This window comes from Actinomadura sp. 3N407 (genome assembly GCF_052245875.1).
Classification (GTDB): domain Bacteria; phylum Actinomycetota; class Actinomycetes; order Streptosporangiales; family Streptosporangiaceae; genus Spirillospora.
On sequence record NZ_JBQQBP010000003.1, the window covers coordinates 603,942 to 626,800 of the forward strand.

Annotated in this window: 19 protein-coding genes; 8 read left to right on the plus strand and 11 right to left on the minus strand. The window is 70.6% G+C overall.

Going from position 1 to position 22,859, the window contains the following annotated elements; genetic code table 11:
- Positions 1–21: 21 nt before the first annotated feature.
- Positions 22–1,413 (minus strand): aspartate aminotransferase family protein, encoded by a 1,392-nt coding sequence (locus ACTWPP_RS10545; RefSeq protein WP_443103970.1) that lies wholly within the window; start codon positions 1,411–1,413, stop codon positions 22–24.
- A gap of 161 nt (positions 1,414–1,574) precedes the next feature.
- On the opposite strand from ACTWPP_RS10545, the gene ACTWPP_RS10550 reads away from it, so the two are divergent.
- On the plus strand, positions 1,575–2,465 hold the full coding sequence (locus ACTWPP_RS10550) for an alpha/beta fold hydrolase (protein ID WP_443103971.1): 891 nt from the start codon (positions 1,575–1,577) through the stop codon (positions 2,463–2,465).
- Positions 2,466–2,520: 55 nt separating this feature from the next.
- On the opposite strand, the gene ACTWPP_RS10555 is transcribed toward ACTWPP_RS10550, so the two are convergent.
- Together ACTWPP_RS10555 and ACTWPP_RS10560 are read right to left on the minus strand one after the other, a co-directional pair.
- Positions 2,521–3,555, minus strand: coding sequence for an ATP-dependent DNA ligase (locus tag ACTWPP_RS10555; protein WP_443103972.1), 1,035 nt, complete (start codon positions 3,553–3,555; stop codon positions 2,521–2,523).
- Positions 3,556–3,630: 75 nt separating this feature from the next.
- Entirely contained in the window at positions 3,631–4,203 is a 573-nt protein-coding gene (locus ACTWPP_RS10560) for a TetR/AcrR family transcriptional regulator (protein WP_443103973.1), read from the minus strand.
- Positions 4,204–4,291: 88 nt separating this feature from the next.
- On the opposite strand from ACTWPP_RS10560, the gene ACTWPP_RS10565 reads away from it, so the two are divergent.
- Positions 4,292–4,663, plus strand: coding sequence for a DUF4267 domain-containing protein (locus ACTWPP_RS10565; protein WP_443103974.1), 372 nt, complete (start codon positions 4,292–4,294; stop codon positions 4,661–4,663).
- 174 nt (positions 4,664–4,837) lie between these two features.
- Here ACTWPP_RS10565 and ACTWPP_RS10570 read toward each other — a convergent pair whose 3' ends face one another.
- The 4 genes from ACTWPP_RS10570 to ACTWPP_RS10585 all read right to left on the minus strand — a co-directional run bounded on the left by ACTWPP_RS10570 (position 4,838) and on the right by ACTWPP_RS10585 (position 9,513).
- The gene (locus tag ACTWPP_RS10570; RefSeq protein ID WP_443103975.1) at positions 4,838–6,103 is read right to left on the minus strand and encodes a class I SAM-dependent methyltransferase; all 1,266 of its coding nucleotides are present in this window, start codon (positions 6,101–6,103) and stop codon (positions 4,838–4,840) included.
- Positions 6,104–6,187: 84 nt separating this feature from the next.
- Complete coding sequence (locus ACTWPP_RS10575; protein ID WP_443103976.1) at positions 6,188–7,555, minus strand: FAD-binding oxidoreductase; 1,368 nt, start codon at positions 7,553–7,555, stop codon at positions 6,188–6,190.
- A gap of 584 nt (positions 7,556–8,139) precedes the next feature.
- On the minus strand, positions 8,140–8,667 hold the full coding sequence (locus ACTWPP_RS10580) for a DUF1707 and DUF4870 domain-containing protein (RefSeq protein WP_443103977.1): 528 nt from the start codon (positions 8,665–8,667) through the stop codon (positions 8,140–8,142).
- 36 nt (positions 8,668–8,703) lie between these two features.
- Complete coding sequence (locus ACTWPP_RS10585) at positions 8,704–9,513, minus strand: polysaccharide deacetylase family protein (RefSeq protein WP_443103978.1); 810 nt, start codon at positions 9,511–9,513, stop codon at positions 8,704–8,706.
- Between the two features lie 172 nt (positions 9,514–9,685).
- Between ACTWPP_RS10585 and ACTWPP_RS10590 the strand changes: the two genes are divergently transcribed.
- Positions 9,686–10,060 carry a hypothetical protein gene (locus ACTWPP_RS10590; RefSeq protein WP_443103979.1) on the plus strand — a complete coding sequence of 125 codons (375 nt, stop codon included), beginning with the start codon at positions 9,686–9,688 and terminating at the stop codon, positions 10,058–10,060.
- A 241-nt stretch (positions 10,061–10,301) separates the two neighbouring features.
- Here the strand turns inward: ACTWPP_RS10590 and ACTWPP_RS10595 are convergent, their stop codons facing one another.
- On the minus strand, positions 10,302–11,258 hold the full coding sequence (locus ACTWPP_RS10595; protein ID WP_443103980.1) for a DUF4192 domain-containing protein: 957 nt from the start codon (positions 11,256–11,258) through the stop codon (positions 10,302–10,304).
- Between the two features lie 222 nt (positions 11,259–11,480).
- Between ACTWPP_RS10595 and ACTWPP_RS10600 the strand changes: the two genes are divergently transcribed.
- Positions 11,481–13,532, plus strand: a complete 2,052-nt coding sequence (locus ACTWPP_RS10600) for an ATP-dependent DNA helicase (protein ID WP_443104014.1) — start codon at positions 11,481–11,483, stop codon at positions 13,530–13,532.
- Positions 13,533–13,587: 55 nt separating this feature from the next.
- On the opposite strand, the gene ACTWPP_RS10605 is transcribed toward ACTWPP_RS10600, so the two are convergent.
- The 3 genes from ACTWPP_RS10605 to ACTWPP_RS10615 all read right to left on the minus strand — a co-directional run bounded on the left by ACTWPP_RS10605 (position 13,588) and on the right by ACTWPP_RS10615 (position 18,248).
- Positions 13,588–14,799, minus strand: a complete 1,212-nt coding sequence (locus tag ACTWPP_RS10605) for a pyridoxal phosphate-dependent aminotransferase (protein WP_443103981.1) — start codon at positions 14,797–14,799, stop codon at positions 13,588–13,590.
- A 159-nt stretch (positions 14,800–14,958) separates the two neighbouring features.
- Positions 14,959–17,469 (minus strand): ABC transporter permease, encoded by a 2,511-nt coding sequence (locus ACTWPP_RS10610; protein WP_443103982.1) that lies wholly within the window; start codon positions 17,467–17,469, stop codon positions 14,959–14,961.
- On the minus strand, positions 17,466–18,248 hold the full coding sequence (locus tag ACTWPP_RS10615; RefSeq protein WP_443103983.1) for an ABC transporter ATP-binding protein: 783 nt from the start codon (positions 18,246–18,248) through the stop codon (positions 17,466–17,468). Before ACTWPP_RS10615 ends, ACTWPP_RS10610 begins: the two co-directional genes overlap by 4 nt.
- A gap of 189 nt (positions 18,249–18,437) precedes the next feature.
- On the opposite strand from ACTWPP_RS10615, the gene ACTWPP_RS10620 reads away from it, so the two are divergent.
- The 4 genes from ACTWPP_RS10620 to ACTWPP_RS10635 all read left to right on the plus strand — a co-directional run bounded on the left by ACTWPP_RS10620 (position 18,438) and on the right by ACTWPP_RS10635 (position 22,849).
- A complete protein-coding gene (locus ACTWPP_RS10620; protein WP_443103984.1) occupies positions 18,438–19,220 on the plus strand; it encodes a TetR/AcrR family transcriptional regulator in 783 nt (260 codons plus the stop codon).
- Between the two features lie 79 nt (positions 19,221–19,299).
- The gene (locus tag ACTWPP_RS10625) at positions 19,300–20,301 is read left to right on the plus strand and encodes an AurF N-oxygenase family protein (RefSeq protein ID WP_443103985.1); all 1,002 of its coding nucleotides are present in this window, start codon (positions 19,300–19,302) and stop codon (positions 20,299–20,301) included.
- Between the two features lie 2 nt (positions 20,302–20,303).
- The gene (locus ACTWPP_RS10630) at positions 20,304–21,878 is read left to right on the plus strand and encodes a flavin-containing monooxygenase (RefSeq protein ID WP_443103986.1); all 1,575 of its coding nucleotides are present in this window, start codon (positions 20,304–20,306) and stop codon (positions 21,876–21,878) included.
- Between the two features lie 152 nt (positions 21,879–22,030).
- A complete protein-coding gene (locus tag ACTWPP_RS10635) occupies positions 22,031–22,849 on the plus strand; it encodes an SDR family NAD(P)-dependent oxidoreductase (RefSeq protein ID WP_443103987.1) in 819 nt (272 codons plus the stop codon).
- The last annotated feature ends 10 nt before the right edge of the window (positions 22,850–22,859 follow it).

Genomic DNA, 22,859 nt, shown 5'->3' on the forward strand with positions numbered 1-22,859 from the left:
AGCGCGCCCGTGCGGAACGGTTCAGAGGCGGCCCCACGCCTCCGTGAGCACCGAGCGCAGGATCTGCTCGATCTCGTCGAAATGGCCCTGGTCGCAGATCAGCGGCGGCGCCAGCTGGACGACGGGGTCGCCGCGGTCGTCGGCGCGGCAGTACAGGCCCGCCTCGTACAGGGCCTTGTCGAGGAAGCCGCGCAGCAGCCGCTCCGACTCCTCACCGTCGAACGTCTCCCGGGTGTCGCGGTCCTTCACCAGCTCGATGCCGTAGAAGTAGCCGTCGCCGCGGACGTCCCCGACGATCGGCAGGTCGCGGAGCCGCTCCAGCGTGCCGCGGAACGCGTCCCGGTTGCGCAGGACGTGCCCGGTCAGGTCCTCGCGCTCGAACAGGTCGAGGTTGGCCAGCGCCACGGCCGCCGACACCGGATGCCCGCCGAACGTGTAGCCGTGCGCGAACATCTCCGTCCCGCGCCTGAACGGCTCGAACAAGCGGTCGGCGACCAGCATCCCGCCGAGCGGCGCGTACCCGGACGTCACACCTTTGGCGAACGTGATGATGTCGGGCGTGTAGCCGAACCGCTGCGCGCCGAACATCGTCCCGAGACGCCCGAACGCGCAGATCACCTCGTCCGACACCAGCAGGACGTCGTGCCGGTCGCAGATCTCCCGGACGCGCTGGAAGTAGCCGGGCGGCGGCGGGAAGCACCCGCCCGCGTTCTGCACCGGCTCCAGGAACACGGCGGCGACGGTGTCCGCGCCCTCGAACTCGATGGTCTCCTCGATCCGGTCGGCGGCCCACCGCCCGAACGCCTCGGGGTCGTCGCGGTGCTCGGCGGCCCGGTAGATGTTGGTGTTCGGCACGCGGAACCCGCTCGGCACCAGCGGCTCGTACGCGGCCTTCAGCTCGGGCAGGCCGGTGATCGACAGCGCGCCGTGCGGGGTGCCGTGGTAGGCGACCGCGCGGCCGATCACCTTGTGCTTCGCGGGCCTGCCGGTGAGCTTGAAGTAGTGCTTGGCGAGCTTCCACGCGCTCTCCACGGCGTCGCCGCCGCCGGTGGTGAAGAAGACGCGGCCGAGCCCGTCCGGCGCGAGGCCGGCGAGCCGTTCGGCCAGCTCGACGGCCTTCGGGTGCGCGTACGACCACAGCGGGAAGAACGCCAGCTCGGCGGCCTGCTTGGCGGCGGCCTGCGCCAGCTCCTCGCGCCCGTGACCGGCCTGGACGGCGAACAGCCCGGACAGCCCGTCGAGGTAGCGGCGGCCCGCCGAGTCGTAGACGTAGGGCCCCTCCCCGCGGACGATCATCGGGATCTCGCCGCCGCCCTGGGATCCCGAGTGGCGCGCGAAATGCATCCACAGATGGTCGCGCGCCGCCTTCTGCATCGCGTCGTTCTGCTGGCTGGTCACGTCCGGCTCCGTCATCACGTTCCCTCGATGCGATCAATCCAGTTGCATCGATGCTAAGTGACTACGGATTCCGCTGTAAATACATAGCCATACACCGATATCCGAAGAACTTGGACCCGGTCGGTCACTGCGCCCGAACCCCGGGGTAGCGTGCGCCGCGAACCGAGGAGGCGGACATGGGCGACATCACAACCGGATCGGTCATGGCGAACGGGCTGGAGTTCGGCTACCTGACGGCGGGCCCCGAGGACGGGCCACTGGCACTTCTCCTGCACGGCTTCCCCGACTCGGCGCACACCTGGCGGCATCTCATGCCCGAACTCGCCGCCGCCGGGTACCGCGCCGTGGCACCGTTCATGCGCGGCTACGCCCCCACAGCGGTCCCCGAGGACGGCGCCTACCAGAGCGGCGCCCTCGCCGCCGACGCCGTCGCCCTGCACGAGGCCCTCGGGGGCGGCTCCGACGCCGTCGTCATCGGCCACGACTGGGGCGCCTTCGCCACCTACGGCGCCGCGAACGCCGCCCCCGGCCGCTGGCGCAAGGTCGTCGCCATGTCCGTCCCGCCGATCTCCGTGACGGCGACCGCGTTCTTCGAGTACGAGCAGCTCAAGCGCTCGTTCTACATCTTCGTCTTCCAGACGCCGCTGGCCGAGGCCGCGCTGAACCGCGCGTTCGTCGAGGGGCTCTGGCGCGACTGGTCCCCGGACGACGGCCGCGACCGGTCCGAGGACGTCGACCACGCCATGGAGTGCCTGGCCGCGCCCGCCAACGTCGCGGCGGCGATCGGGTACTACCGCGCCATGCTCGACCCCACCCGGCTCGTCAAGCGCTATGCCGCCGAACAGGAGGCGGCGACCACGATGGGCGAACTGCCCGTCCTGTACCTGCACGGCGCCGAGGACGGCTGCCTGGGCGCGGACACCGTGGCGCCCGGCGGCGACCTCGGCGCCATCGAGGCGGCCCTGCCCCCCGGGTCGCGGGCCGGTCTCGTCCCCGGCGCCGGCCACTTCCTCCAGCTCGACCGGCCGGAGGAAGTGAACGGCCACATCCTCGACTGGCTGGCCTAGGCGGCGAAGCCGGGGTCACGGGCGTCTCCCATCGGCGGGGCGCCGCGTTCCCGCGTCAGGCGCCGAACATCGGGACGTCGCGCGGGGCCAGGTCCGACCGTATCCGGATGAACCGGACAGCGTGCCGCCAGCGGCCGCGTTCCACGGCCGCGTCCGCGCTCATCTCCACGACGACCTCCGGCTCCGTCCGGACATAGCGGATCGGCGGATGCGCCCCGTACAGGCCGCCCGCGAACCCGGAGGGCAGCTCCGCCGGCCACGGGTGGTCGGCGCCGGCGTTGCGCAGCGCCTCCCCGAGCGACACGCGGGCGGAGGGCGGAAGCGGGGTGGTCCGCGCGACGACGCGGAGACGGCCGTCGTCGTCGTAGCGGCCGAGGATCAGCGACTCCGGGGCCTGCCTGGTGCCCGTCACACCGCCCACGATCGCCTCGGTGGTGATGCGGCGCTTCACCTTCCACCAGCGGCGGCGCCCCTCCAGGTAGACGCCGTCGGCGTCCTTGACGACGAGGCCCTCGACGCCCTGCACGGCGAGGGCGTCGAACCACAGCCGCGCCTCCTCGGCGTCGGACGTCTGCGGGATGACGATGACGCGCGCTGACGGCGGGGCGCCGCCGAGCAGGGACTCCAGGACGGTGCGGCGTTCCCGCAGCGGACGGGGGCGCAGGTCCACCCCGTCCGATTCCAGAACGTCGAACACGACGTAGTGGCAGGGTTCCGCCCGCGCGAACTCGTCGCGGCGGCGTCCGGCGACGTGGCGCCGCTGCAGCGCGCCGAAGTCGAGGCGCCCGTCGTCCCCCCAGCGGACGATCTCACCGTCGACGACCGTGCCGGGCCCGAGCTGCTCCAGGACCGCCGTCACGATCTCGGGGAACCCGTCGTTGAGGCGGGTCCGGCGGCGCGACGACAGATGGACGGCACCGCCCTCGTCCACGAGCGCGACCGCGCGGAACCCGTCGAACTTCGGCTCGTACCGGCAGCCGCCCGGGCACGCCTGCGGCGGGGGGATGTGGTCGATGGTCGCGGCCAGCATCGGCTTCACCGGGGACCGGATGTGCATCGCCTCGCGCCCCCCGAACTCGACGGTCCTCACCACCCGTACCCCGTCCGACCTGGCCCGATATATGGGTGGGCGGAATGTTGACCCGCGGTTGAGGCGCCCGGGGGGTCAGGCCGAGAAGCGCCGGATCAGGATCGCGAGCCGGTGGTCGTGCTCTTCGCGGCGGAGGCGGCCGTTGCGCATGAGGGTGAGGAGGCCGTGCAGGCCGCTCCAGAACGTCTCGGCCAGCGTTTCGAGATCGTCCTCACCCGCGAATGGACGGACGGACTCGCACAGCTCGCCGAACCCCTCGTGCAATGCGGCGGGTGCGTCGGGGCTCGCGAACGGCAGATCGACGGCGTGGGTGAACATCGCGTCGTAGAGGGAGGGCCGGCGTTCGGCGAAGTCCGCGTAGGCCGCGGCGACATCGGCGAGGGCCCTGTCCGGGGCGGCGGCCGCGGTGCGGGCCTTCCGCAGCTCGGCGGCGAGCTCGGCGAACCCCTCGACCGCGACGGCCGCCATGATCGCGTCCTTGCCCCTGAAGTGGCTGTAGAGGACGGGCTGGCTGTACTCGATCTCCGCGGCGAGGCGCCGCGTGGTCACCGCGTCCCACCCCTCGGCCTCGGCCAGTTCCCGCGCGGCCGTCACGATCAGCTTCTCCCGCTCCGCCCGCTCGCGCTCCCGGCGCGTCTGGATCGACATGGCACCGATTCTAGCATTGCTAGTGATTCTGCTATTGCTATGTTAGCGTTGACCGAACTGCTAGCGATGCTAGAAATTGGAGTGGATCATGCTTGCAACCACCGCCTATGGCCTGGCCATCGTCCTCGGCCTCTTCGTCACCTTCATCGGTGCGCGGTTCCTGTGGGCACCCCGCGCGGCGGCCGCCGACTACGGAGTCCCCGCCAAGCAGGACGGAGACGCCGCCTACCTGGAGGTCAAGGGGCTGCGCGACCTCACCTTCGGCGTCCTCGGCCTGACCCTGATCGCCTTCACGGACGCCCGCACCGCGGGCTGGTACATGCTGGTCGTCGCCCTCGCGCCGCTCGGTGACACCCTCATCGTCCTGCGCCACGGCGGCACCAAGGCCGCCGCCTTCGGCATCCACTTCGCCACGGCCGTGATCGTGCTCGTCAGCGCGGCACTGCTCTTCGCCGTCTAACGGTTTCGGAGCCGCGTCCGTCACCGTGACGGCGCCACCCCGATGCCGACCGACCTCACCGCACTGCACCGAATCCGTGGAACACGAACAAACCGGCCGGAACAGGCCCGGGACGCGGACGAGCCGGCCGGAAATGTCCGGTCGGCTCGTCTCAGTGCCGGGAACGTTCCGCCGTCACGATCCCCAGTCGGGACGCAGCGGCATGTCGCTCGTGCCGTCGTCGCGCAGCTTGACGCCGAGCGTCTGGTGCAACTCGATCCAGTTCTGGTTGAAGCCGAGCACGCAGCCCGCCATGTAGACGCGCCACACGCGGGCGATGCCGTCACCGACCTCGGCGACCGCCTCGTCCCAGTGCTCGTCGAGGTTCTCGCACCACGCGGTGAGCGTCCGGGCGTAATGCTCGCGCAGGTTCTCCTGGTGGCGGATCTCGAAACCCGCGTCGTTCATCTGCATCTGGACGTAGCCGGGACCCTCCAGCTCACCGTCCGGGAACACGTAGCGGTTGATGAACCCGTTCTCCTTGCGGGTCGGCGCGATGTTGTCCGGACGGGTGATGGTGTGGTTCAGCATCCGGCCGCCCTTCTTCAGCTTCCCGTACAGGAACGAGAAGTAGGACGGCAGGTTCGCCTTGCCGATGTGCTCGGTGAGCCCGATGGAGCTGATCGCGTCGAAGCCCGTCTCGGCCACGTCGCGGTAGTCCATGTGCCGGACCTCCGCCAGATCCGACAGCCCCCGGTCGGCGATCGCCTTCTGCGCCCACTCGGCCTGCTGCTTCGACAGCGTCACACCGAGCGCCTTGACGCCGTACTCCTTCGCGGCGTGCATCACCATCCCGCCCCAGCCGCAGCCCACGTCCAGCAGCCGCATCCCCGGCCTCAGCGCGATCTTCTTCGCCACCAGGTCGTGCTTGAAGAACTGCGCCTCCTCCAGCGTCGCGTCCTCTCGGGGATAGCACGCGCACGTGTAGGCCATGGAGGGGCCGAGCACCCACTCGTAGAACGTGTTCGACACGTCATAGTGATGGGAGATCGCCTTCGCGTCCCGCCGCTTGGAGTGCCGCAGCCACGACGGGATGCGGCTGAACGGCGCCTCCTGCGGCGGCGGGTCCAGCCGGCGCGAGATCGCGGCCCGCAGCAGCGGATCACCGAGCACGCCACCGAGGATCCGCGCCTTGTCCCGCGCCGTCACCTCACTGAGCACCTGCTGCATCGTCGTCAACGCCGTGATCATGTCACCGCTGACGTCGATCATGCCGGTGACATAGGCGCGGGCCAGGCCGAGCGCACCCGGCGAGTGCAGCAGGTACGACACCGCGTACGGCGAACGGACGTCGAACCGGATGTCGGCGCCGGGCACCCCCGCCCGCGATCCGTCGTACGCCGTGAACTCCACTGGCGCCTCAGCCCCGGCGAGTCGCTCGAAGACCCCGGCCAGCGTCATCTTGATCCCTCCTGTCTCTCCGCCCGGCCGAGCCGTGATGATCGGCCACCGTCCGGGCACTCCCCCGAAACGGCGGACGCCTGGTCAGCGCCCGCGCACACACTTGTCGTAGAGATCCAGCAGTCGCCCGCCGGAATCGTAGCTCCCCTTGAGCCGCCGGTAGGTCTCCCCGTCGTAGTACCGCCAGAACTCGTCCCTGCCATAGAAGGCAGTCGAATAGAGAGACTTGTGCCCGTCAAGAGCCGCGACCCTACGTTCGATGAGCCGGTTGTGGTATTCGGGGATCTGCCCAGGTGGAAGCCGGACCGTCCCCCAGAAACCCACGTTCACGTATGTGCGCCCGACTTCCAGCGGGTACAGCGGCCACCGGTCCGTCGCGCGCAGCGGGCACAACCAGATCGGGCTCATGCCGACCTTCTCGTGGAAGAACTCCAGGAACTCCGGCAGCCGCTCGACCGGCACCTCGATGTCCTGGATGACGTCCTCGCGCGGCCTCAGCCCACGCCACCGCTCCGCCCGCGCGACGAAGTGGTACCGCCGGTCGTAGGCGACGAGCTTGCGGTACACGTCCGACCGCTTGTACTTGTCGGGCCACAACCGCCGGACCGCCGGGTTCTGCACGCCGAACGCGCCGGAGCACCAGAACCAGTCGGTGTCCCAGCGCCAGATGTAGTCGCGGACCGTCAGGAAATCGACCGAACGCTCCTGAATCGACCGGTAGTAGATCTGCTGACCGGTGTAGTCGGACGTGTACGGCGCCGAGTCCGCGAAGAAGCCCAGCGTGATGTACTGCTCGCCCGCGCCGAACACCGTCCCGTCCATGAAGTCGACGGCCTCGCCCTCGAACTTCCCGGACTCGGTGATCTCGCCCATCACCCTGGTCAGCTCCGCCGCGTCCCGGAACCGCAGATGCCGCAGCCGCACGTACGGGCTGACGGGCCTGAGCTCGATCTTCAGCCGCAGCGTGTAGCCGAGCGTCCCGTAGGAGTTCGGGAACCCGTAGAACAGGTCCGCGTGCTCGTTCTCCTTCGTCGCGGTGACGATCCTGCCGTCGCCCGTCAGGACCTCCATCTCCAGCACGCCCTCGTGCGGCAGCCCGTCCCGGAACGACGTCGACTCGATGCCCAGCCCCGTCACCGCACCGCCCAGCGTGATCGTCTTCAGCTGCGGGACGACCGTCGGCATCAGCCCGTGCGGGAGCGTCGCGTCGACCAGATCCTCGTACGTCGTCATGCCCTGGACCTGCGCGGTCCGCTCGTCCGCGTCGACGCTCAGCACCTTGTCGAACCCGGACACGTCCAGCCCCGGCGCGTCCGAGGGGTCGCGCCACCGGAACAGGTTCGAGGTCCGCTTCGCCAGCCGCACCGGCGTGCCCGCCGGGATCGCCTCGTAGGACCTCCTGAGCGCCTCGACCGCCCGCTGGTGATCACCCTTGACCGCAAGCTCCGTCATCTACCCTCCCGGACACAGTAAATCGATCATCCCATGCACGGTCCACATAATTCGGACGTTGTGGGAGTCACAGGTAGACAGGGGAATAACACCACGGGCGCATACATCGGCGTCGTTTCATCTCCTGGAGGCGACAGGAACCGCAACGAGGCGGCCACGTCAACATCTCCCCCAAGCCCCACACCGACAAACCCACTCCGCCCCTCGAACCCCCGCGGCCCCCACCTGGTCCCAGGAACCGACGCGCCAGAACAGGCCACCCCGAACGCCGGACCCGCCACCACCCACATCGACGCAACGACCGCCCGACACCCCAGGCAGCCCTTCCCACCCCGGACCCGCCACCACCCCGCATGCCGCGACGACCGACAGACAGCCCACCACCGACACCGACTCGCCGAAGCACGCCCCCAGCCAACGCCCCGCCGAACAGCCACCTCACCAGGTGAGAGGCCCCCAAATCACGGAACGACAGACCCGCCACCGCGCACATCGACGCGGCGGCGGCCGACAGACGGCGACCTCATCACCGACACCGACTCGGCAGGGCAAGCACCCCCGCCAGGCGACGGCCCGCCGGGTAGTCACTTCACCAGGCGGAGGATCCACGGGTAACGGAAGGTGTGGCCGGTCAGCGCGTAGACGGCCGCGATGGCCGACAGGATCCACGCCACCGCGTAGACGACGCCGCCGACGCCGAACGTGACGATCGTGACGAGCAGGAGCGTCACCTGGAAGTTCACCGCCTCCGCGGCCTGCCGCCGGACGTACTCGGACCGCTTGCCGCTCAGCAGCATCAGCACGAGCGGCCCGACGAACAGCGTCGGGACCGCGACGGCATGCGCCGCCGCCGCGAGCATGCGGTCCTCCCCCGTCGGCGGCTCACCGTCCCACACGGCGGGGTTGCGCGTCCGCTTCGGCTCGGGGGCCAGGTCGCGGGTGAGCGCGGCCAGGTCGTTGCGCGTCTTGGCCGTCATCGCCAGATGCATGCGCAGGTCGAATTCCTCGTGGTCGATCCGGCCTTCGGCGTACGCGTCCTGAAGGCGCTCGATGACCGGTTCGCGTTCGGCGTCCGAGACCCTCAGATCCCCCACCGCGTAGCTGCTGTCCATGTCTCTCATGTTCCGCGCCGCGGCCGTCCCGCAGCATCAGGGAAGACCCTGACCCTCCCCTGAATTCAGCTGCGTGTACTCCTTCCCGGGTGTCAGTTTCCCTCCGAACAGTTCGGAGACGGTCACGAACACGTAGCCCTTCGCCGCCAGACGGTCGATGATCTTCGGGACGGCGCGCACGGTCGTCGGGTGGATGTCGTGCAGCAGCACGATCTGGCCGGGCTTCACCGAGTTCAGTACCCGGCGCTCGATCCCCTCGGTGTCGCGGTGCCGCCAGTCGAGCGGGTCGACCGTCCACAGCACCTGCGACATGCCCATTCGCCGCGTGATGCCGGCCAGCCGTTCGGACGTCGACCCGTACGGCGGCCGCAGCATGTCCGGCGTGACACCGGACGCCCGCCGGATCGCCTCCTGCGTCCGCGTCAGCTCCGAGATGATTTTTTTCCGGGAGGCTCTCCCGAGATCGGCGTGGGTGTAGCTGTGGTCGGCTATCTCGTGCCCGGCCTCGTGTTCGCGCCGCACGAGCGCGGGGTGCTTGGCGACGTTCTCCCCGATCAGGAAGAACGTCGCCCTGACGTTGCGGGACGCGAGGATGTCCAGCAGTTGCCCTGTGCTCTCCGCCGGACCGTCGTCGAACGTCAGCGCCAGGCACTTGACGCGCGTGCAGTCGGGCGGCGGGGGTTTCGGCTCGGGCCTCGGCGGCTTGGGCTCGGGCGCGGGGGGCTCGCTCCGCGCCGCGGTGAGCCGCACCCGCTCGTCGACCGGGGCCAGTGTGCTCAGCCCACCGCAAATCGCGGCCGCGAGCACACCGGCCGCGCCCCGCCGGACCCGCTTCGGCCCGTCCATCAACCCCCCCGGTGCCGCCCCCAAGGTCGGCCAGTCTAGGACGCTGGGCCCCGCTCGCCGGGGATGCCGCCGCTGTGTCGGGAACCAGCGGACACCTCGCAGCCGTTATCGTCGTAGACCGCAACTGATCCCGGGACCATTCCGGGGGACGGCATGAGACGACGGGGCAGGCATGAGGTTCCGGGACCGATTCGGGCTTCGTAAGAACCGCGGCGGGTCCACGGTGACGAAGCTCGACCGTGAAGCGACCGACTCCGACATCGAGGCGCTGATCGCCTTCGCCCGCAGCCGGCGCGGCGTGGAGTTCTTCGTTGAGCCGGAGACCTTCGCCACCGACACCACCGCCGTCGCCGTCGCCCACGACGGCGAGTGGACCCGCCGCCGCGTCGGCTCCCCCAAGGTCATCGGCAAGGTGGCCCGCGACCTCGGCCTGCCCGTCTACGACGTCCAGATCGTCGGCTACCCGCCCCGCATGCGCGCCTGGAACGCACGCAACCCCGACCGCCGCATCGACCCCGGCACCCCCGGCGAAGCCGTCGCCCCCTGACCAGACCCCACCACCGAACCCCGCCCCACCGCCCGCAGGTCGCGCAGACCTCAAGACATCCTTCGGTCGGACGGCATCGCCGGTCAGTGGGGCGTCCACTGCCAGCGGGCGTATCCGATCGGCTCTACGGCCTCGGCATATCCGGTCGGCGCGGCCGTGCAGTCAACCCAACGTGCTCGGCCGGGGGGCGGTCTCGGTCAGGGCGGCGCGCTTGGTCGGGTGGGTTCTGGTTGTGGTGGGGTCAGCCGGCTTCTCGGTGTTGGTCGTAGTAGGCGGCGGCCAGTTGGTCGGGGGTCATGTGCAGGCGGACCTTTGAGGGTGGGATACCGGCGTTGATCACCTCCCTGAGCAGGACGGCCATGGAGTAGGCGGGGTCGGCGTCCAGGGCGCGTTCCAGGGCCACGTTGGCCAGGCCGCCGTCGCCTGCGGAGTAGGCGGCGAAGGCCAGGAGGGACGCCGGGGCGGGGACATAAGGTTCCTCGACACGGCGGAGGACGTCGCGCCAGAAGGCGATGTCGGCGGCGGGGGCGTCCTCGTCGATGCGGATCCACGCCTCGTCGCGGATGCGCAAGTCGGTGAGGACGATGCCCAGCCGGGCGACCTCGTCGTCGGTCGGGGCGGTGCCGGTGCGGGTGAGGAGGGTCAGGACGAAGGCCAGGTCGCCGGCGGTGTGGCGTTTCTCGGCTCGTGCGGTGGCCTCTCGCATGGCGGTGCGGGCGGGGCCGTCGAGCGGCTGGACGGAGCGGACGAGTTCGGAGCGGTCGGCGAGGGCGACGTGGCCGGCGTAGGTCGCCTGGGCGGCGAGGACGCTGGCGGAGACGTCGTAGGGGGTGCCTTCGGGTGGGCAGCAGTCGTCGTCGCAGGTGAGCGACCACCAGCGGCCGTCGGCGACGCGGATCGCCTCGGCGGCGGGGACGCCGGCGGAGCTCAGGGCCGCCTGCATGGCCGCGGCGGACTCGCCGACCTCGTCGGGGGGTCCGTAGCCGAGGACGAGGGAGCGGGCGAAGCCGTTGCCGGCGAGGAGGGCGGCCACCCGCCCGGCGGCGTCGCATGACGGTAAATCGAGCCGGACGGCGCATGTGCCGTGGGCGCGTCCCTCGAAGCCGATCACGACGAGGCTGCGGGACGGGTGGAAACCCAGCAGGTACGGGACGGCTGCGATGGCGTCTTGTGCCGATCGGATCACCAGGGGTGTCATGCCCTCGACGGTGGCAGGAGGGGCCGCCTGGACGACACCGCCCAGAGAATTGTGGATAACTCCAGGTCGGGCGCTGCGTGTTCTGACGGGTTCGTCGGTGAATCGGCCGATGGCCGGGGACCGGTCGGCGGGACGGGACGCGGGTGTCCGCCGCGGACGGTAGCGTTGGGCGACGTGCCCGCCCCTGATCTGCTGACCGGCAGCGATACCCAGATTCCGGACATGGCGACCCTTCTCGCCTCGGCCGTCGCGTCCATCGGGGGTGCCGAGCGCCCCGGGCAGGTGGAGATGGCGCGGGCGGTGGAGAAGGCGATCGAGTCCGGTGAGCATGTCGCCGCGCAGGCCGGCACCGGCACCGGTAAGTCGCTGGCCTACCTCGTCCCCGCCATCCGGTACGCGGTCGAGAAGCAGACGACGGTGGTCGTGTCGACGGCGACGATCGCGTTGCAGCGCCAGCTCGTCGACCGTGATCTGCCGCGGCTGGCGGAGGCGCTCGGGCCGCTGCTCGGGACGGAGCTGAAGTTCGCGATCCTGAAGGGCCGCCGCAACTACCTGTGCCTGCACCGGGTGCAGACGGGTGTGCCGGAGGAGGACGAGGGCCCGAGCCTGTTCGACCCGCAGCAGCTGTCGTCGCTCGGACGGCAGGTGAAGCGGCTGAACGAGTGGGCCGACGAGACCAGCACCGGCGACCGCGACGAGCTGGTGCCCGGGGTGAGCGAGCAGGCGTGGCGGCAGGTGGCCGTCACCGCGAAGGAGTGCCTGGGCGCTCAGCGCTGCCCGCACGGCACGGAGTGCTTCGCCGAGCTGGCCCGCGCGGAGGCGGGCGAGGCGCACATCGTGGTCACCAACCATGCGCTGCTGGCGATCGATGCACTGGAGGAGTTCCAGGTCCTGCCCGAGCACGATGTCGTGGTCGTGGACGAGGCGCATGAGTTGGTCGACCGGGTCACGTCGGTCGCGACGGGGGACCTGAGCGCGGCCGCCGTCGAGATCGCGGCTCGCCGGTGCGGGCGTCTCATCGAGGAAGCCACGGCCGACCGGTTGAAGGAGGCCGCGGAGGGGCTCGGTCTCCTGCTGGAGGACATGCCCGCCGGGCGTATGGACGTCCTGTCGCCTGCTTTGGGCAACACCCTCGTCGTCGTACGGGACGCCGCGCATGCTTGCATCACTGCGCTCGGGCCGGAGAAGAAGGAGTCCGACCCAGGCGACATGGCCGCGCGTAAGGCGGCACGGTCGTCGCTGGAAGAGCTGCATGAGACGGCCGTGAGGACGCTGGAGGCGTTCCAGCCCGAGATCGCTCAGCGCTTCGATGTGGTGTGGCTGGAGAAACCGTTCGTCCAGGAGGGCCGGCCCAAGCGTCCGCCGGCGCTGCACGTCGCGCCGATCGGCGTCGGCGGGCTGTTGCGGACGACGTTGTTCGAGCAGCGCACCGCGATCCTGACGTCGGCGACGCTGACGCTGGGCGGGTCGTTCGAGCCGCTCGCCCGCCAGTGGGGTCTTCCGCCTCTGAACGAGAGCACCTCGAAGGACGCGAGAACGGCCGCCGAAGGTCTCGCGCAGACCGCGGCGGAGAAGGCCGAGGAGTCCGAGGTCGTGTGGTCCGGGCTGGACGTCGGCTCGCCGTTCGACCACCCGAAGGCGGGCATCCTGTACGTCGCGCGGCATCTGCCGCAGCCGGGACGGGACGGTCTCGCCGACGCCTACCTGACGGAGATCACCGAGCTGATCGAGGCGGCAGGCGGCCGCACCCTCGGCCTGTTCTCCTCGATGCGGGCCGCCCGGCAGGCCGCCGACGAGCTGAAGGACCACCTGTCCCACCCGCTGCTGTGCCAGGGCGACGACTCCACGTCCCTGCTGGTCAAGCAGTTCGCCGAGGACGAGCGGACCTGCCTGTTCGGCACCCTGTCGCTCTGGCAGGGCGTGGACGTCCCAGGCCCGTCACTGCAGCTCGTCATCATGGACCGCATCCCGTTCCCGCGTCCGGACGACCCCGTGTCGTCGGCACGGTCGCGGGCGGTGGCGGCGCGCGGGGGCAACGGTTTCATGGCGGTCGCGGCGACGCACGCCGCGCTGCTGCTCGCCCAGGGCGCGGGGCGTCTGCTGCGCTCCATGGACGACCGCGGCGTCGTGGCCGTCCTCGACCCGCGCCTCGCCACGGCGCGCTACGGCGGCTTCCTCAAGAACTCGCTGCCGCCGTTCTGGGCGACCACCGACCCCGGCATCGTCCGCGGCGCCCTCCGCCGCCTCGACACCGCCGCGACGCCTTCGCCGTAGGGACCGTCCGGGCGACGCGGAGTGGCCGCGGCGACGCACACGTCCCGGGGCGGCTTCAGCGGCGGTAGGTGTGGAGGAACTCCCCTATGCGGCCCACGGCCTCTTCGAGGTCGTCGGCGTACTGGAGGGTGACGACGCGGAAGTGGTCGGTGGACGGCCAGTTGAAGCCGGTCCCCTGGACGACGAGGAGTTTCTGCTGTTCGAGGAGGTCGAGGGCGAAGCGCATGTCGTCCTCGACGGGATACATCCCGGGGTCGAGGCGCGGGAAGACGTACAGGGCGCCCATGGGGCGGACGCAGGTCACGCCGGGCAGGTCGTTCAGCAGTTTCCAGGCGCGGTCGCGCTGCTCGCCGAGGCGGCCGGTCGGCAGGACGAGGTCGTCGATGCTCTGGTAGCCGCCCAGGGCGGCCTGGATGGCGTGCTGGCCGGGGACGTTGGGGCAGAGCCGCATGTTGGCGAGGATGTCGATGCCCTCGATGTAGGACTCGGCGTGTCCCTTCGGGCCGGACAGCGCGACCCAGCCGGCGCGGAACCCGGCGACCCGGTAGTTCTTCGAGAGGCCGCCGAAGGTGAGGCACAGCAGGTCCGTGGTCAGCGACGCGATGGGGATGTGCTCGGCGTCGTCGTACAGGATCCGGTCGTAGATCTCGTCGGCGAAGATGATGAGGTTGCGGCGGCGGGCGACCTCGACGACGCGCGTCAGCACCTCGCGCGAGTAGACGGCGCCGGTCGGGTTGTTCGGGTTGATGATGACGATCGCCCTGGTGCGGTCGCCGATCTTCGATTCGATGTCCTCGACGCTGGGCTCCCAGCCGGCGTCCTCGTCGCACAGGTAGTGGACGGGCGTGCCGCCGCACAGGGAGACCGACGCCGTCCACAGCGGGTAGTCGGGGGCCGGGATGAGCACCTCGTCGCCGTCGTTGAGGAGCGCCTGCAGGGTCATCACGATCAGCTCGGAGACGCCGTTGCCGAGGTAGACGTCCTCCACGTCGACGCCGGAGACGCCGTCGTCCTCCATGCGCTGCACGACGGCGCGGCGGGCGGGCAGGATGCCCTTGGAGTCGCTGTAGCCGTGCGCCTCCGGCAGGTTGCGGATCATGTCGTGGAGGAGTTCGGGCGGGGCCTCGAACCCGAACGGGGCCGGGTTGCCGATGTGCAGCTTCAGGATGTTGTTCCCCTCGGCCTCCAGCTGCTTGGCGCGCTTGAGCACCGGCCCGCGGATGTCGTAACAGACGTTGGTGAGCTTGCCCGACTGGTTGACCTGCATGGACATACCATATCGACGGCCGCCCCCGCGAATGTGGCCGGGCCGGGAAGCGGCCCGGCCGCAAAGCTGCCGGGCCGCAAAGCGGCTAGGCCCGGAAGGTGCCGGGCGGGGAAAGGGCCGTCCCCCCGCGTGGCGGCGGGGGGACGGGATCCGGTGGCGTCACGGCGTGGAGATCGCGGAAAGGATCGCCAGCCGCGCCGCGCGCCGGGCCGGGCGGATCGCGGCGAGCGCGCCCGCCACCGCGCCGACCATCGCGATGACCGCGAGCTGGACGGCGCCGGGTGCGAACGGGTTGCCGAGGGCGGTGCCGAGGCCCCAGCCGAGGAACACTCCGAGGCCGAGCCCGCCGCCGGTGCCGAACAGCGCGACGATGACCGATTCCCAGCGGACCATCGACCTGATCTGCGGGCGGGTCCCGCCGACCGCGCGCAGCAGCCCCAGCTCGCGGGTCCGCTCGTGGACCGACAGCGACAGCGTGTTCGCGATGCCCATCAGCGCGATGATGATGGCGAGGATGAGCATCCCGTAGACGACGGTGATGAAGCCCGCCATCTCCTCGGTCTGGGCGGAGACGTAGTCGTCGCGCGTCTGGACCTCCGGAGCGCCGTACGGCTTGGCGAGCGCGGTGAGGGCCTGCCGTGCGTCCGCTTCCGACGCGCCGGGCGCCAGTTCGACGAACGCGGCGTTGTCCAGGGATTGCCTGGTGTGCGCGTTCCACACGGTGCGCGGCACGAGGTAGTCGCCGGTCAGGTCGGTGTTCTCGTAGACGGCGCCGACGGTGAGGCGTTGTGAGGCGCCGTCGGCAAACGTGACGCCCACCTGGGAACCGGTGCTCCACCCCTTGTCGTCGGCGACGCTCTTCGACACGGCGAACGTGCCGGCGCCGGACAGGCCGCCCTGGGTGACGTCCAGGTCGAGGACCCTGCTGAGGGCGGACGGGTCGGCCACGCTGACCGTCGACGGGTCGCCGTCCACGCGCAGGCTGCCGTTGCCGACGCCCGCGACCTCGCCGACCTGCGGCAGCTCCGCGGCGTCCCGGACGAGCGCGGTGCTGAACCCGCCGGTCTCGTTGCCGCCGGAGTTGACGACGATCCGGCCCTTGAACGACCCGGCGACGCTGTTCTCCAGGGACGCGCCGAGCGACCCGATGAACACCGTCATCAGCGTGACGACGCCGACGCCGATCATCAGGGCGGTCGCCGCGCCGGCGGTTCGCTGCGGGCTGCGGGACGCGTTGTCGCGGGCGAGCGTGCCGGGGACGCCGCGCAGCCGCGCCGCGGGCCCGCCGAGGAGCCTGGCGACCGGGCGGGCGGCGACGGGCCCGAGCGCGACCATCGCGATGACGGCCACGATGGCGCCCGCTCCCGCCATCGCCATCTGCTCGGTGACGGCTCCGAACACGACGGTCCCGATCGCGACGGCGGCGAAGACGCCGCCGACGATGACGCGGGTGTCGGACGGCCCGGCGGTCCCGGCGGAGACCTCGCGCAGCGCGGCCAGCGGCGGCACCCTGGACGCCTTCACCGCGGGACCGAGCGCCGCGATGAGCGTGACGAGCATCCCCACCGGCACCGCGATCATGAGGGAGGTCGCGGACACCGTGAGTCCCTCCATGGCGATGCCGATCCGGAACTCGGTGAACAGCAGCCGGAGCAGGGCCGCGAACCCCAGCCCGCCGGCGAGCCCGGCGAGGGTGGCGGCGCCGCCGATCACCAGGGCCTCGAAGCCGACGATGGTGACGACCTGGCGGCGTCCGGCGCCGAGCGCGCGCAGCAGCGCCGACTCGCGGGTCCGCTGCGCCATCGTGATCGCGAACGTGTTGTGGATGCTGAACGCGGCGACGAGCAGCGCGACCGCGCCGAACGCGCCGAGGACGGTGCGGAAGATGGTGAGGAAGCCGCTCTCGACCTCGCTCATGCCCTCCTCGACCTGCGCCTCGTTCGTGACGGCCTCGGTTCCGGCGGGCAGGACGTTCTGCACGCCGGACGCCAGCTCGTCCGGGCTGACGCCGTCCTCCGCGCTGATGGAGACGCCGCTGATGCGGTCGGGCGTCTTCGCGACGTACTTGCGGGCGTCTTCGAGTGTGAACGCCGTGAACGACGTCTCGCCGAAGGCCTCCTCCTCACCGAACATGCTGATGCCGACGACGGTCACGGGGACCCGTTCGGGGGTGAGCACCGCCGTCCGGTCCCCGACGTTCAGGTTGCCTTCGTCGGCGAACATCTTGTTGATGACGACCTCGTTCGGCGCGCGGGGCGCCCGGCCTTCCGCGAGCCGGTACGGGTTGAGCTTCGGGTCGGTCATCCAGTTGCCGGCCATGCGGGGGCCGCGCGACTGGACGACCGTGCCGTCCTTGGCGAGCAGCTGCCCCGACCCTTCGATGACGGGTTCGGCGTTCGCGACGCCGTCCACCTGCCGGACCTTGCCGAGGACGGACGCGTCGATCTGCCCACGGGAGCCCCAGGGCTCGTCGCTGACCTTCGTGGAGTTCCGCACGCTGACGTCGGTCTTGCCGTACGCGTTGGAGAAGTACCCGTCGATGCTTCCCGCGAGGGTGTCGCCGAGCACGAGCGTTCCGGTCAGGAACGTCACGCCGAGGAAGACCGCCGCCAGGGAGCCGACCATGCGGCGTTTGCGTCCCCACAGTTCTTTGAAGACGAGCCCGATCATCGGTGGTCCCCCAGTCCTCGCATGCGGTCCAGCACCCGGTCGGGTGTGGGCGCGTCCATGACGTCGACGATCCGGCCGTCGGCGAGGAACACGACCGAGTCGGCGTGTCCCGCGGCGACCGGGTCGTGGGTGACCATCGCGACCGTCTGGCCCAGGCTGTCGACGGCGTTGCGGAGCAGGTCCAGCACCTCGGCGCCGGTGCGGGAGTCGAGGTTGCCGGTCGGCTCGTCCGCGAACACGATCTGCGGGCGGGTGACGAGCGCGCGCGCCAGCGCCACCCTCTGCTGCTGCCCGCCCGACATCTCGGACGGGCGGTGCGTGAGCCGGTCGCCCAGCTTCAGGACGCGGATGACCGTGTTCAGCCACTCCTGGTCCGGGGTCGTGCCGGCCAGCGTCATCGGCAGGAGGATGTTGTCGCGTGCGGTGAGCGTCGGGAGCAGGTTGAACGCCTGGAACACGAACCCGATCCGCTCGCGCCTGAGCCGGGTCAGGCGCCGGTCCGACAGCGCCCCGAGCTCGTCCTCGCCGACGTAGACCTTGCCGGACGTCGCGTCCTCCAGGCCCGCCACGCAGTGCATCAGCGTGGACTTGCCGGCGCCGGACGGACCCATGATCGCGGTGAACCGTCCTTGGGGGAGCACGACGCTGACGTCGTCGAGTGCGCGTACCGCCATGGCACCGGACCCGTACACCTTGGTGAGGTGGACCGTGCGGGCGCCGCCCTGCGCCGTGCCCGGGTCCTCGTTGACCGTTCGCCTTGCTTCTGCTGCGTTTCCCATGCCGGGATCGTCGCGGCGAGTCATGGCGTCCGTCGTCGGGTCAGGAGAGGCTCCGCCACTGCTCCTCTGGGGGCACTTCGGGCTCGCCGTCTACGTCCACCGCAGTAGTTCGACTCGTTGTCCAACTGTGATGCGGCCAACATACATGCAGGCTTGATTGCTTGTTTGTTCGCTCGTACCGTCGGAGACGTGTCAGTAAGCAGTCGCCGACGTCACCGGCGCGGATCCTCCAGCCGCCGTACGCAGCAGGAACGCCGGTCGCGCACGCAGGCCAGCCTCCTGGAGGCCACCATGGAGTGCCTGGTGGACCTCGGCTGGTCCGGGACGTCCACCACCGAGGTGGCGCGCCGCGCCGGCGTGTCCCGCGGGGCGCAGCAGCACCACTATCCGACCAAGATGGTGCTGGTCGCCGCCGCGCTGGAGCATCTGCTGGAAGCGCAGCGGCTGGCGTACGAGACCGCGTTCGCGGTACTGCCGGCCGAACGGCGCAACGTGTCGGGCGCGCTCGACCTGCTCTGGGAGGTGTTCCGCGGCCGTCCGGCCAAGGCCCTCATGGAACTGGCGGTGGCGGCCCGCACCGACGACGAGCTGCGCCCCCTGTGCCGCGACCTCAACGAGCGGATCCTCCAGGTCATCCTGGAGACGTTCGAGAAGCTGTTCCCGGAGAACACGCTGCCCGCCGACTTCGTCCCGACGATGCTGCGCGGCCTGTACGCGATGTTCGTCGGGCTGTCCGTCCAGAACGCTCTGGACGACGACGCCGAGGGCCACCAGGCCGCCGTGCTGCGCCAGGTCAAGGACGTCGCGCGGCTGATCGTCCCGGAGCAGGGAACACCCACCCGCGCCCCCATGCCCACAACCGCCCCCGGCCCGGTGACCGAGACCGGGTCCGAAACCCCGCGCCCCGAAGAGGCCGGCCCCGAACCGGCGGACGCGGACGCCACCGAGACGCGCACCGCGACCAGGCCCTGAAACCCCACCAGATCCCGATTCCACCCCTGTAGCACCGTCGGCCCCGTCCGACAGCACGACCCCCGAGGGAGCGACCGACATGCCGAAAGCCCCCACCGAGCTCGCCGACGAGGTCCGCGAGCAGGTCAAGGACAAGAAGTCGTACCTGGGCGTCATCGACCGCCTGAACAAGGCGTCGGTGGACAAGCACTGGGAGGCCTACGTCGACATCCCGTGGGACGACGCGGAGTTCAAGGTCGACAAGAACGACCCCCGCTGGGTGCTGCCGCCGTTCGACCGGCTCGGCGAGACGGCCTGGTACCAGGAGCAGCCGCCGGAGATCCAGGCGCAGATCGGGCTGTGGCGCGTCGCCACCGCCATGAAGATCGGCCTGCAGTTCGAGAACCTGCTGAAGCGCGGGCTGCTCAACTACGCCTACCGGCTGCCGAACGGCCGGCCGGAGTTCCGGTACGTCTACCACGAGACGACCGAGGAATGTCATCACGGCATGATGTTCCAGGAGTTCGTGAACCGGACGAAGATGCCGATCCGCGGCATGCCGCGGTCGCTCAGCTTCATCGCGCAGGCCGCCCCGTGGATCCCGCTGGTCAGCACCGAGATGTTCTTCGTGTTCGTGCTCGGCGGCGAGGACCCGATCGACTACGTCCAGCGCAAGTCCCTCAAGGGCGGGCACATCAAGCACCCGCTCGAAGAGACCATCATGAAGATCCACATCGCGGAGGAGGCCCGGCACATCTCGTTCGCCCGGCACTACCTCAAGCACCGGGTGCCGAACATGAACCCGCTGCGCCGCCGGGTCCTCGGCATCGCGACGCCCGTCGTCCTCGGCGTGATGGCGCGGATCATGCTGTCCCCTCCCGGGCCGATGGTGCGGCACTTCGGCATCCCGAAGGACGTCGTCCGGCAGGCGTACAAGAACGAGGCGGCGCAGGCGGAGATCTCCAACTCGGTCGGCAAGATCCGTGACCTGATGGCCGAACTCGGCGTGATCGGCCCGGTCGGCAAGCAGGTGTGGAAGGCGTTCGGCATCTGGGACGAGCCGAAGCGGCGCCGCGAAGTCAAGGCCCCCAAGGCGGCCTGAGCATGGCCGACGCGAAGGCCGACGCGCACGCCGGCGTGGAGGCCGGTCCCGCCGTGGTCACGCCCGCGGCGGGGCCGGGCGGCCCGTACAAGGTCGTCATCATCGGGACGGGCTTCTCCGGGCTCGGCATGGCGATCGGGCTGAAGAGGGCCGGCGTCCACGACTTCGTCATCCTGGAGAAGGCGGACGAGGTCGGCGGGACGTGGCGGGAGAACACCTACCCGGGGTGCGCGTGCGACATCATGTCGCTGCTGTACTCCTACTCGTTCGAGCCGAAGAACGACTGGTCGCGGATGTTCCCGAAGCAGGCGGAGCTCCTGCAGTACATCAAGGACATCGTCGACAAGTACGACCTGGCGCAGCACATCCGGTTCAACACCGAGGTGACCGGGACCGAGTACGACGACGCCACCGACACCTGGGAGGTGACCGCCGGCGACGGCGAGACCGTCCGGGGACGGGCGCTCGTCGCCGGGATGGGGCCGCTGCACCAGCCCAGCATCCCCGACCTGCCCGGCCTGGCCTCGTTCGCGGGGAGGACGTTCCACTCCGCCCAGTGGGACCACTCCTACGACCTGACCGGCAAGCGCGTCGCCGTGATCGGCACGGGCGCGTCCGCGATCCAGTTCGTCCCGCAGATCGCCGGGCGGGTCGGGCATCTGACGGTGTTCCAGCGGACGCCGCCGTGGATCATCCCGAAGCCCGACCGCCGGATCACCGGGCTGGAGCGGGCGCTGTTCCGCCGCGTCCCGCTCGTCCAGCGCGGCTACCGCAACGGCGTCTACCTGATGCAGGAGAGCTTCGTCCTCGGCTTCAAGAACCCCAGGCTGCTGAAGGCGGCCAGTTCGCTCGCGCGGTGGCATCTCGCCCGCCAGGTACCGGACCGCGACCTGCGCCGCAAGCTCACCCCGGACTACACGATGGGCTGCAAGCGGACGCTGGTGTCCAGCGACTACTATCCGGCGCTGATGCGGCCCGACGTGGAACTGGCCACCGACGGCATCGCGGAGGTCCGTGAGCACTCGATCGTCACCCGGGACGGACGCGAGCACGAGGTCGACGCGATCATCTTCGGGACCGGCTTCCACGTGACCGACGCGTTCGACGGCGCGCACATCGTCGGGCGGAACGGGCTGCGGATCCAGGACGCGTGGAAGGACGGCATCGAGGCGCATCTCGGCGTCGCGGTGGCGGGCTTCCCGAACCTGTTCCTGCTGCTCGGCCCCAACTCCGGCCTCGGCCACAACTCGATGATCTTCATGATCGAGGCGCAGGTCCGGTACGTCCTGCAATGCCTGGCGATGCTGGACGGCGCCGGCGGCACGCGGATCTCCGTGCGGCCGTCCGTCCAGGACTCGTTCAACTCGTGGGTGCAGCGCAGGTCCGCGGGCGCCGTGTGGGTGGCCGGGGGCTGCGACAGCTGGTACCTGGACCGCAGCGGCGTCAACCGGGCGGCGTGGCCGGCGTCCACCGTCGCCTTCTGGCTGCGGACCCGCAGGCTCGACCCGGCCGACTTCCAGATCGGGCGGCGGGACGACGCCGAGCGGCGGGACGAGGCGATGAGCCCGGTTTTGTAGGCGGGACGTGTATCGGCGGGGTCCCCGCACCCCGTAGAATCCCGCGCAATTGAACACGAAATCCAATTAGTGGCCGCGGGTTCGGCCGTCCGGCCCAGACCCGCGGTTCCGGCGTCGAGCACGCCGGTATCGAGCATCGAGCGGAGCGCGCAATGAGCATCGCGATCGTGACCGGAGGCGCATCCGGCATCGGCCGTGCGATCGCCACGTCCCTGGTGGCGCGCGGCGACACCGTCGTGGTCACCGACATCAACGCAGAGGGTGCGCAGAAGGTCGCCGACAAGCTCAACACCCTCGGCACGGGCAAGGCGGCCTCCGCGCATCTCGACGTCACCGACGCCGACGCCGTCGCCGACCTGTACAAGGGCGTGAAGGCCGACCACGGACGGCTCGACCTGGTGTTCAACAACGCCGGCATCGCCGTCGGCGGCCTGGCCGAGGAACTCACCCTCGACCACTGGAACCGCGCGATCGACATCAACCTCAAGGGCGTCGTGCACGGCGTCCACGCCGCCTACCCGATCATGCTGGATCAGGGCCGCGGGCACATCGTCAACACCGCCTCGCTCGCCGGCCTCGTCCCGATGCCGATCGGCATCCCCTACACCGCCACGAAGCACGCCGTCGTGGGCCTGTCCCTCGGCCTGCGCGCCGAGGCCGCCGGACGCGGCGTCAAGGTCAGCGTCGTGTGCCCGAGCTTCGTCGACACCCCGCTGCTCCACAACGTCAACCCGGACCTGCCCGAGACCCCGCTGAGCGGAGACGCCACCGGCGACATCGCCAAGGCGTCCCCCCGCCTCTACACGGCCGAGAAACTGGCCCGCGACATCATGCGCGGCGTCGGCAGGAACCAGGCCCTCATCGTCGCCCCCGCCCACGGCCGCATCGCCTGGCGCGGCGTCCGCCTCAACCCGGGCGCCGCCGTCCGCGTCGCCCAGATAGCCGTCGACCGCATCCGCTCGGGAAAGTGACCACCGGGCC

Excerpts from the sequence above, each read along its gene's own strand:
- ACTWPP_RS10545 (WP_443103970.1), bottom strand. The coding sequence starts at position 1,413 with ATGACGGAGCCGGACGTGACCAGCCAGCAGAACGACGCGATGCAGAAG.
- ACTWPP_RS10550 (WP_443103971.1), top strand. The coding sequence starts at position 1,575 with ATGGGCGACATCACAACCGGATCGGTCATGGCGAACGGGCTGGAGTTC.
- ACTWPP_RS10560 (WP_443103973.1), bottom strand. The coding sequence starts at position 4,203 with ATGTCGATCCAGACGCGCCGGGAGCGCGAGCGGGCGGAGCGGGAGAAG.
- ACTWPP_RS10565 (WP_443103974.1), top strand. The coding sequence starts at position 4,292 with ATGCTTGCAACCACCGCCTATGGCCTGGCCATCGTCCTCGGCCTCTTC.
- ACTWPP_RS10570 (WP_443103975.1), bottom strand. The coding sequence starts at position 6,103 with ATGACGCTGGCCGGGGTCTTCGAGCGACTCGCCGGGGCTGAGGCGCCA.
- ACTWPP_RS10575 (WP_443103976.1), bottom strand. The coding sequence starts at position 7,555 with ATGACGGAGCTTGCGGTCAAGGGTGATCACCAGCGGGCGGTCGAGGCG.
- ACTWPP_RS10580 (WP_443103977.1), bottom strand. The coding sequence starts at position 8,667 with ATGGACAGCAGCTACGCGGTGGGGGATCTGAGGGTCTCGGACGCCGAA.
- ACTWPP_RS10585 (WP_443103978.1), bottom strand. The coding sequence starts at position 9,513 with ATGGACGGGCCGAAGCGGGTCCGGCGGGGCGCGGCCGGTGTGCTCGCG.
- ACTWPP_RS10590 (WP_443103979.1), top strand. The coding sequence starts at position 9,686 with ATGAGGTTCCGGGACCGATTCGGGCTTCGTAAGAACCGCGGCGGGTCC.
- ACTWPP_RS10595 (WP_443103980.1), bottom strand. The coding sequence starts at position 11,258 with ATGACACCCCTGGTGATCCGATCGGCACAAGACGCCATCGCAGCCGTC.
- ACTWPP_RS10600 (WP_443104014.1), top strand. The coding sequence starts at position 11,481 with ATGGCGACCCTTCTCGCCTCGGCCGTCGCGTCCATCGGGGGTGCCGAG.
- ACTWPP_RS10605 (WP_443103981.1), bottom strand. The coding sequence starts at position 14,799 with ATGCAGGTCAACCAGTCGGGCAAGCTCACCAACGTCTGTTACGACATC.
- ACTWPP_RS10610 (WP_443103982.1), bottom strand. The coding sequence starts at position 17,469 with ATGATCGGGCTCGTCTTCAAAGAACTGTGGGGACGCAAACGCCGCATG.
- ACTWPP_RS10615 (WP_443103983.1), bottom strand. The coding sequence starts at position 18,248 with ATGGGAAACGCAGCAGAAGCAAGGCGAACGGTCAACGAGGACCCGGGC.
- ACTWPP_RS10625 (WP_443103985.1), top strand. The coding sequence starts at position 19,300 with ATGCCGAAAGCCCCCACCGAGCTCGCCGACGAGGTCCGCGAGCAGGTC.
- ACTWPP_RS10630 (WP_443103986.1), top strand. The coding sequence starts at position 20,304 with ATGGCCGACGCGAAGGCCGACGCGCACGCCGGCGTGGAGGCCGGTCCC.
- ACTWPP_RS10635 (WP_443103987.1), top strand. The coding sequence starts at position 22,031 with ATGAGCATCGCGATCGTGACCGGAGGCGCATCCGGCATCGGCCGTGCG.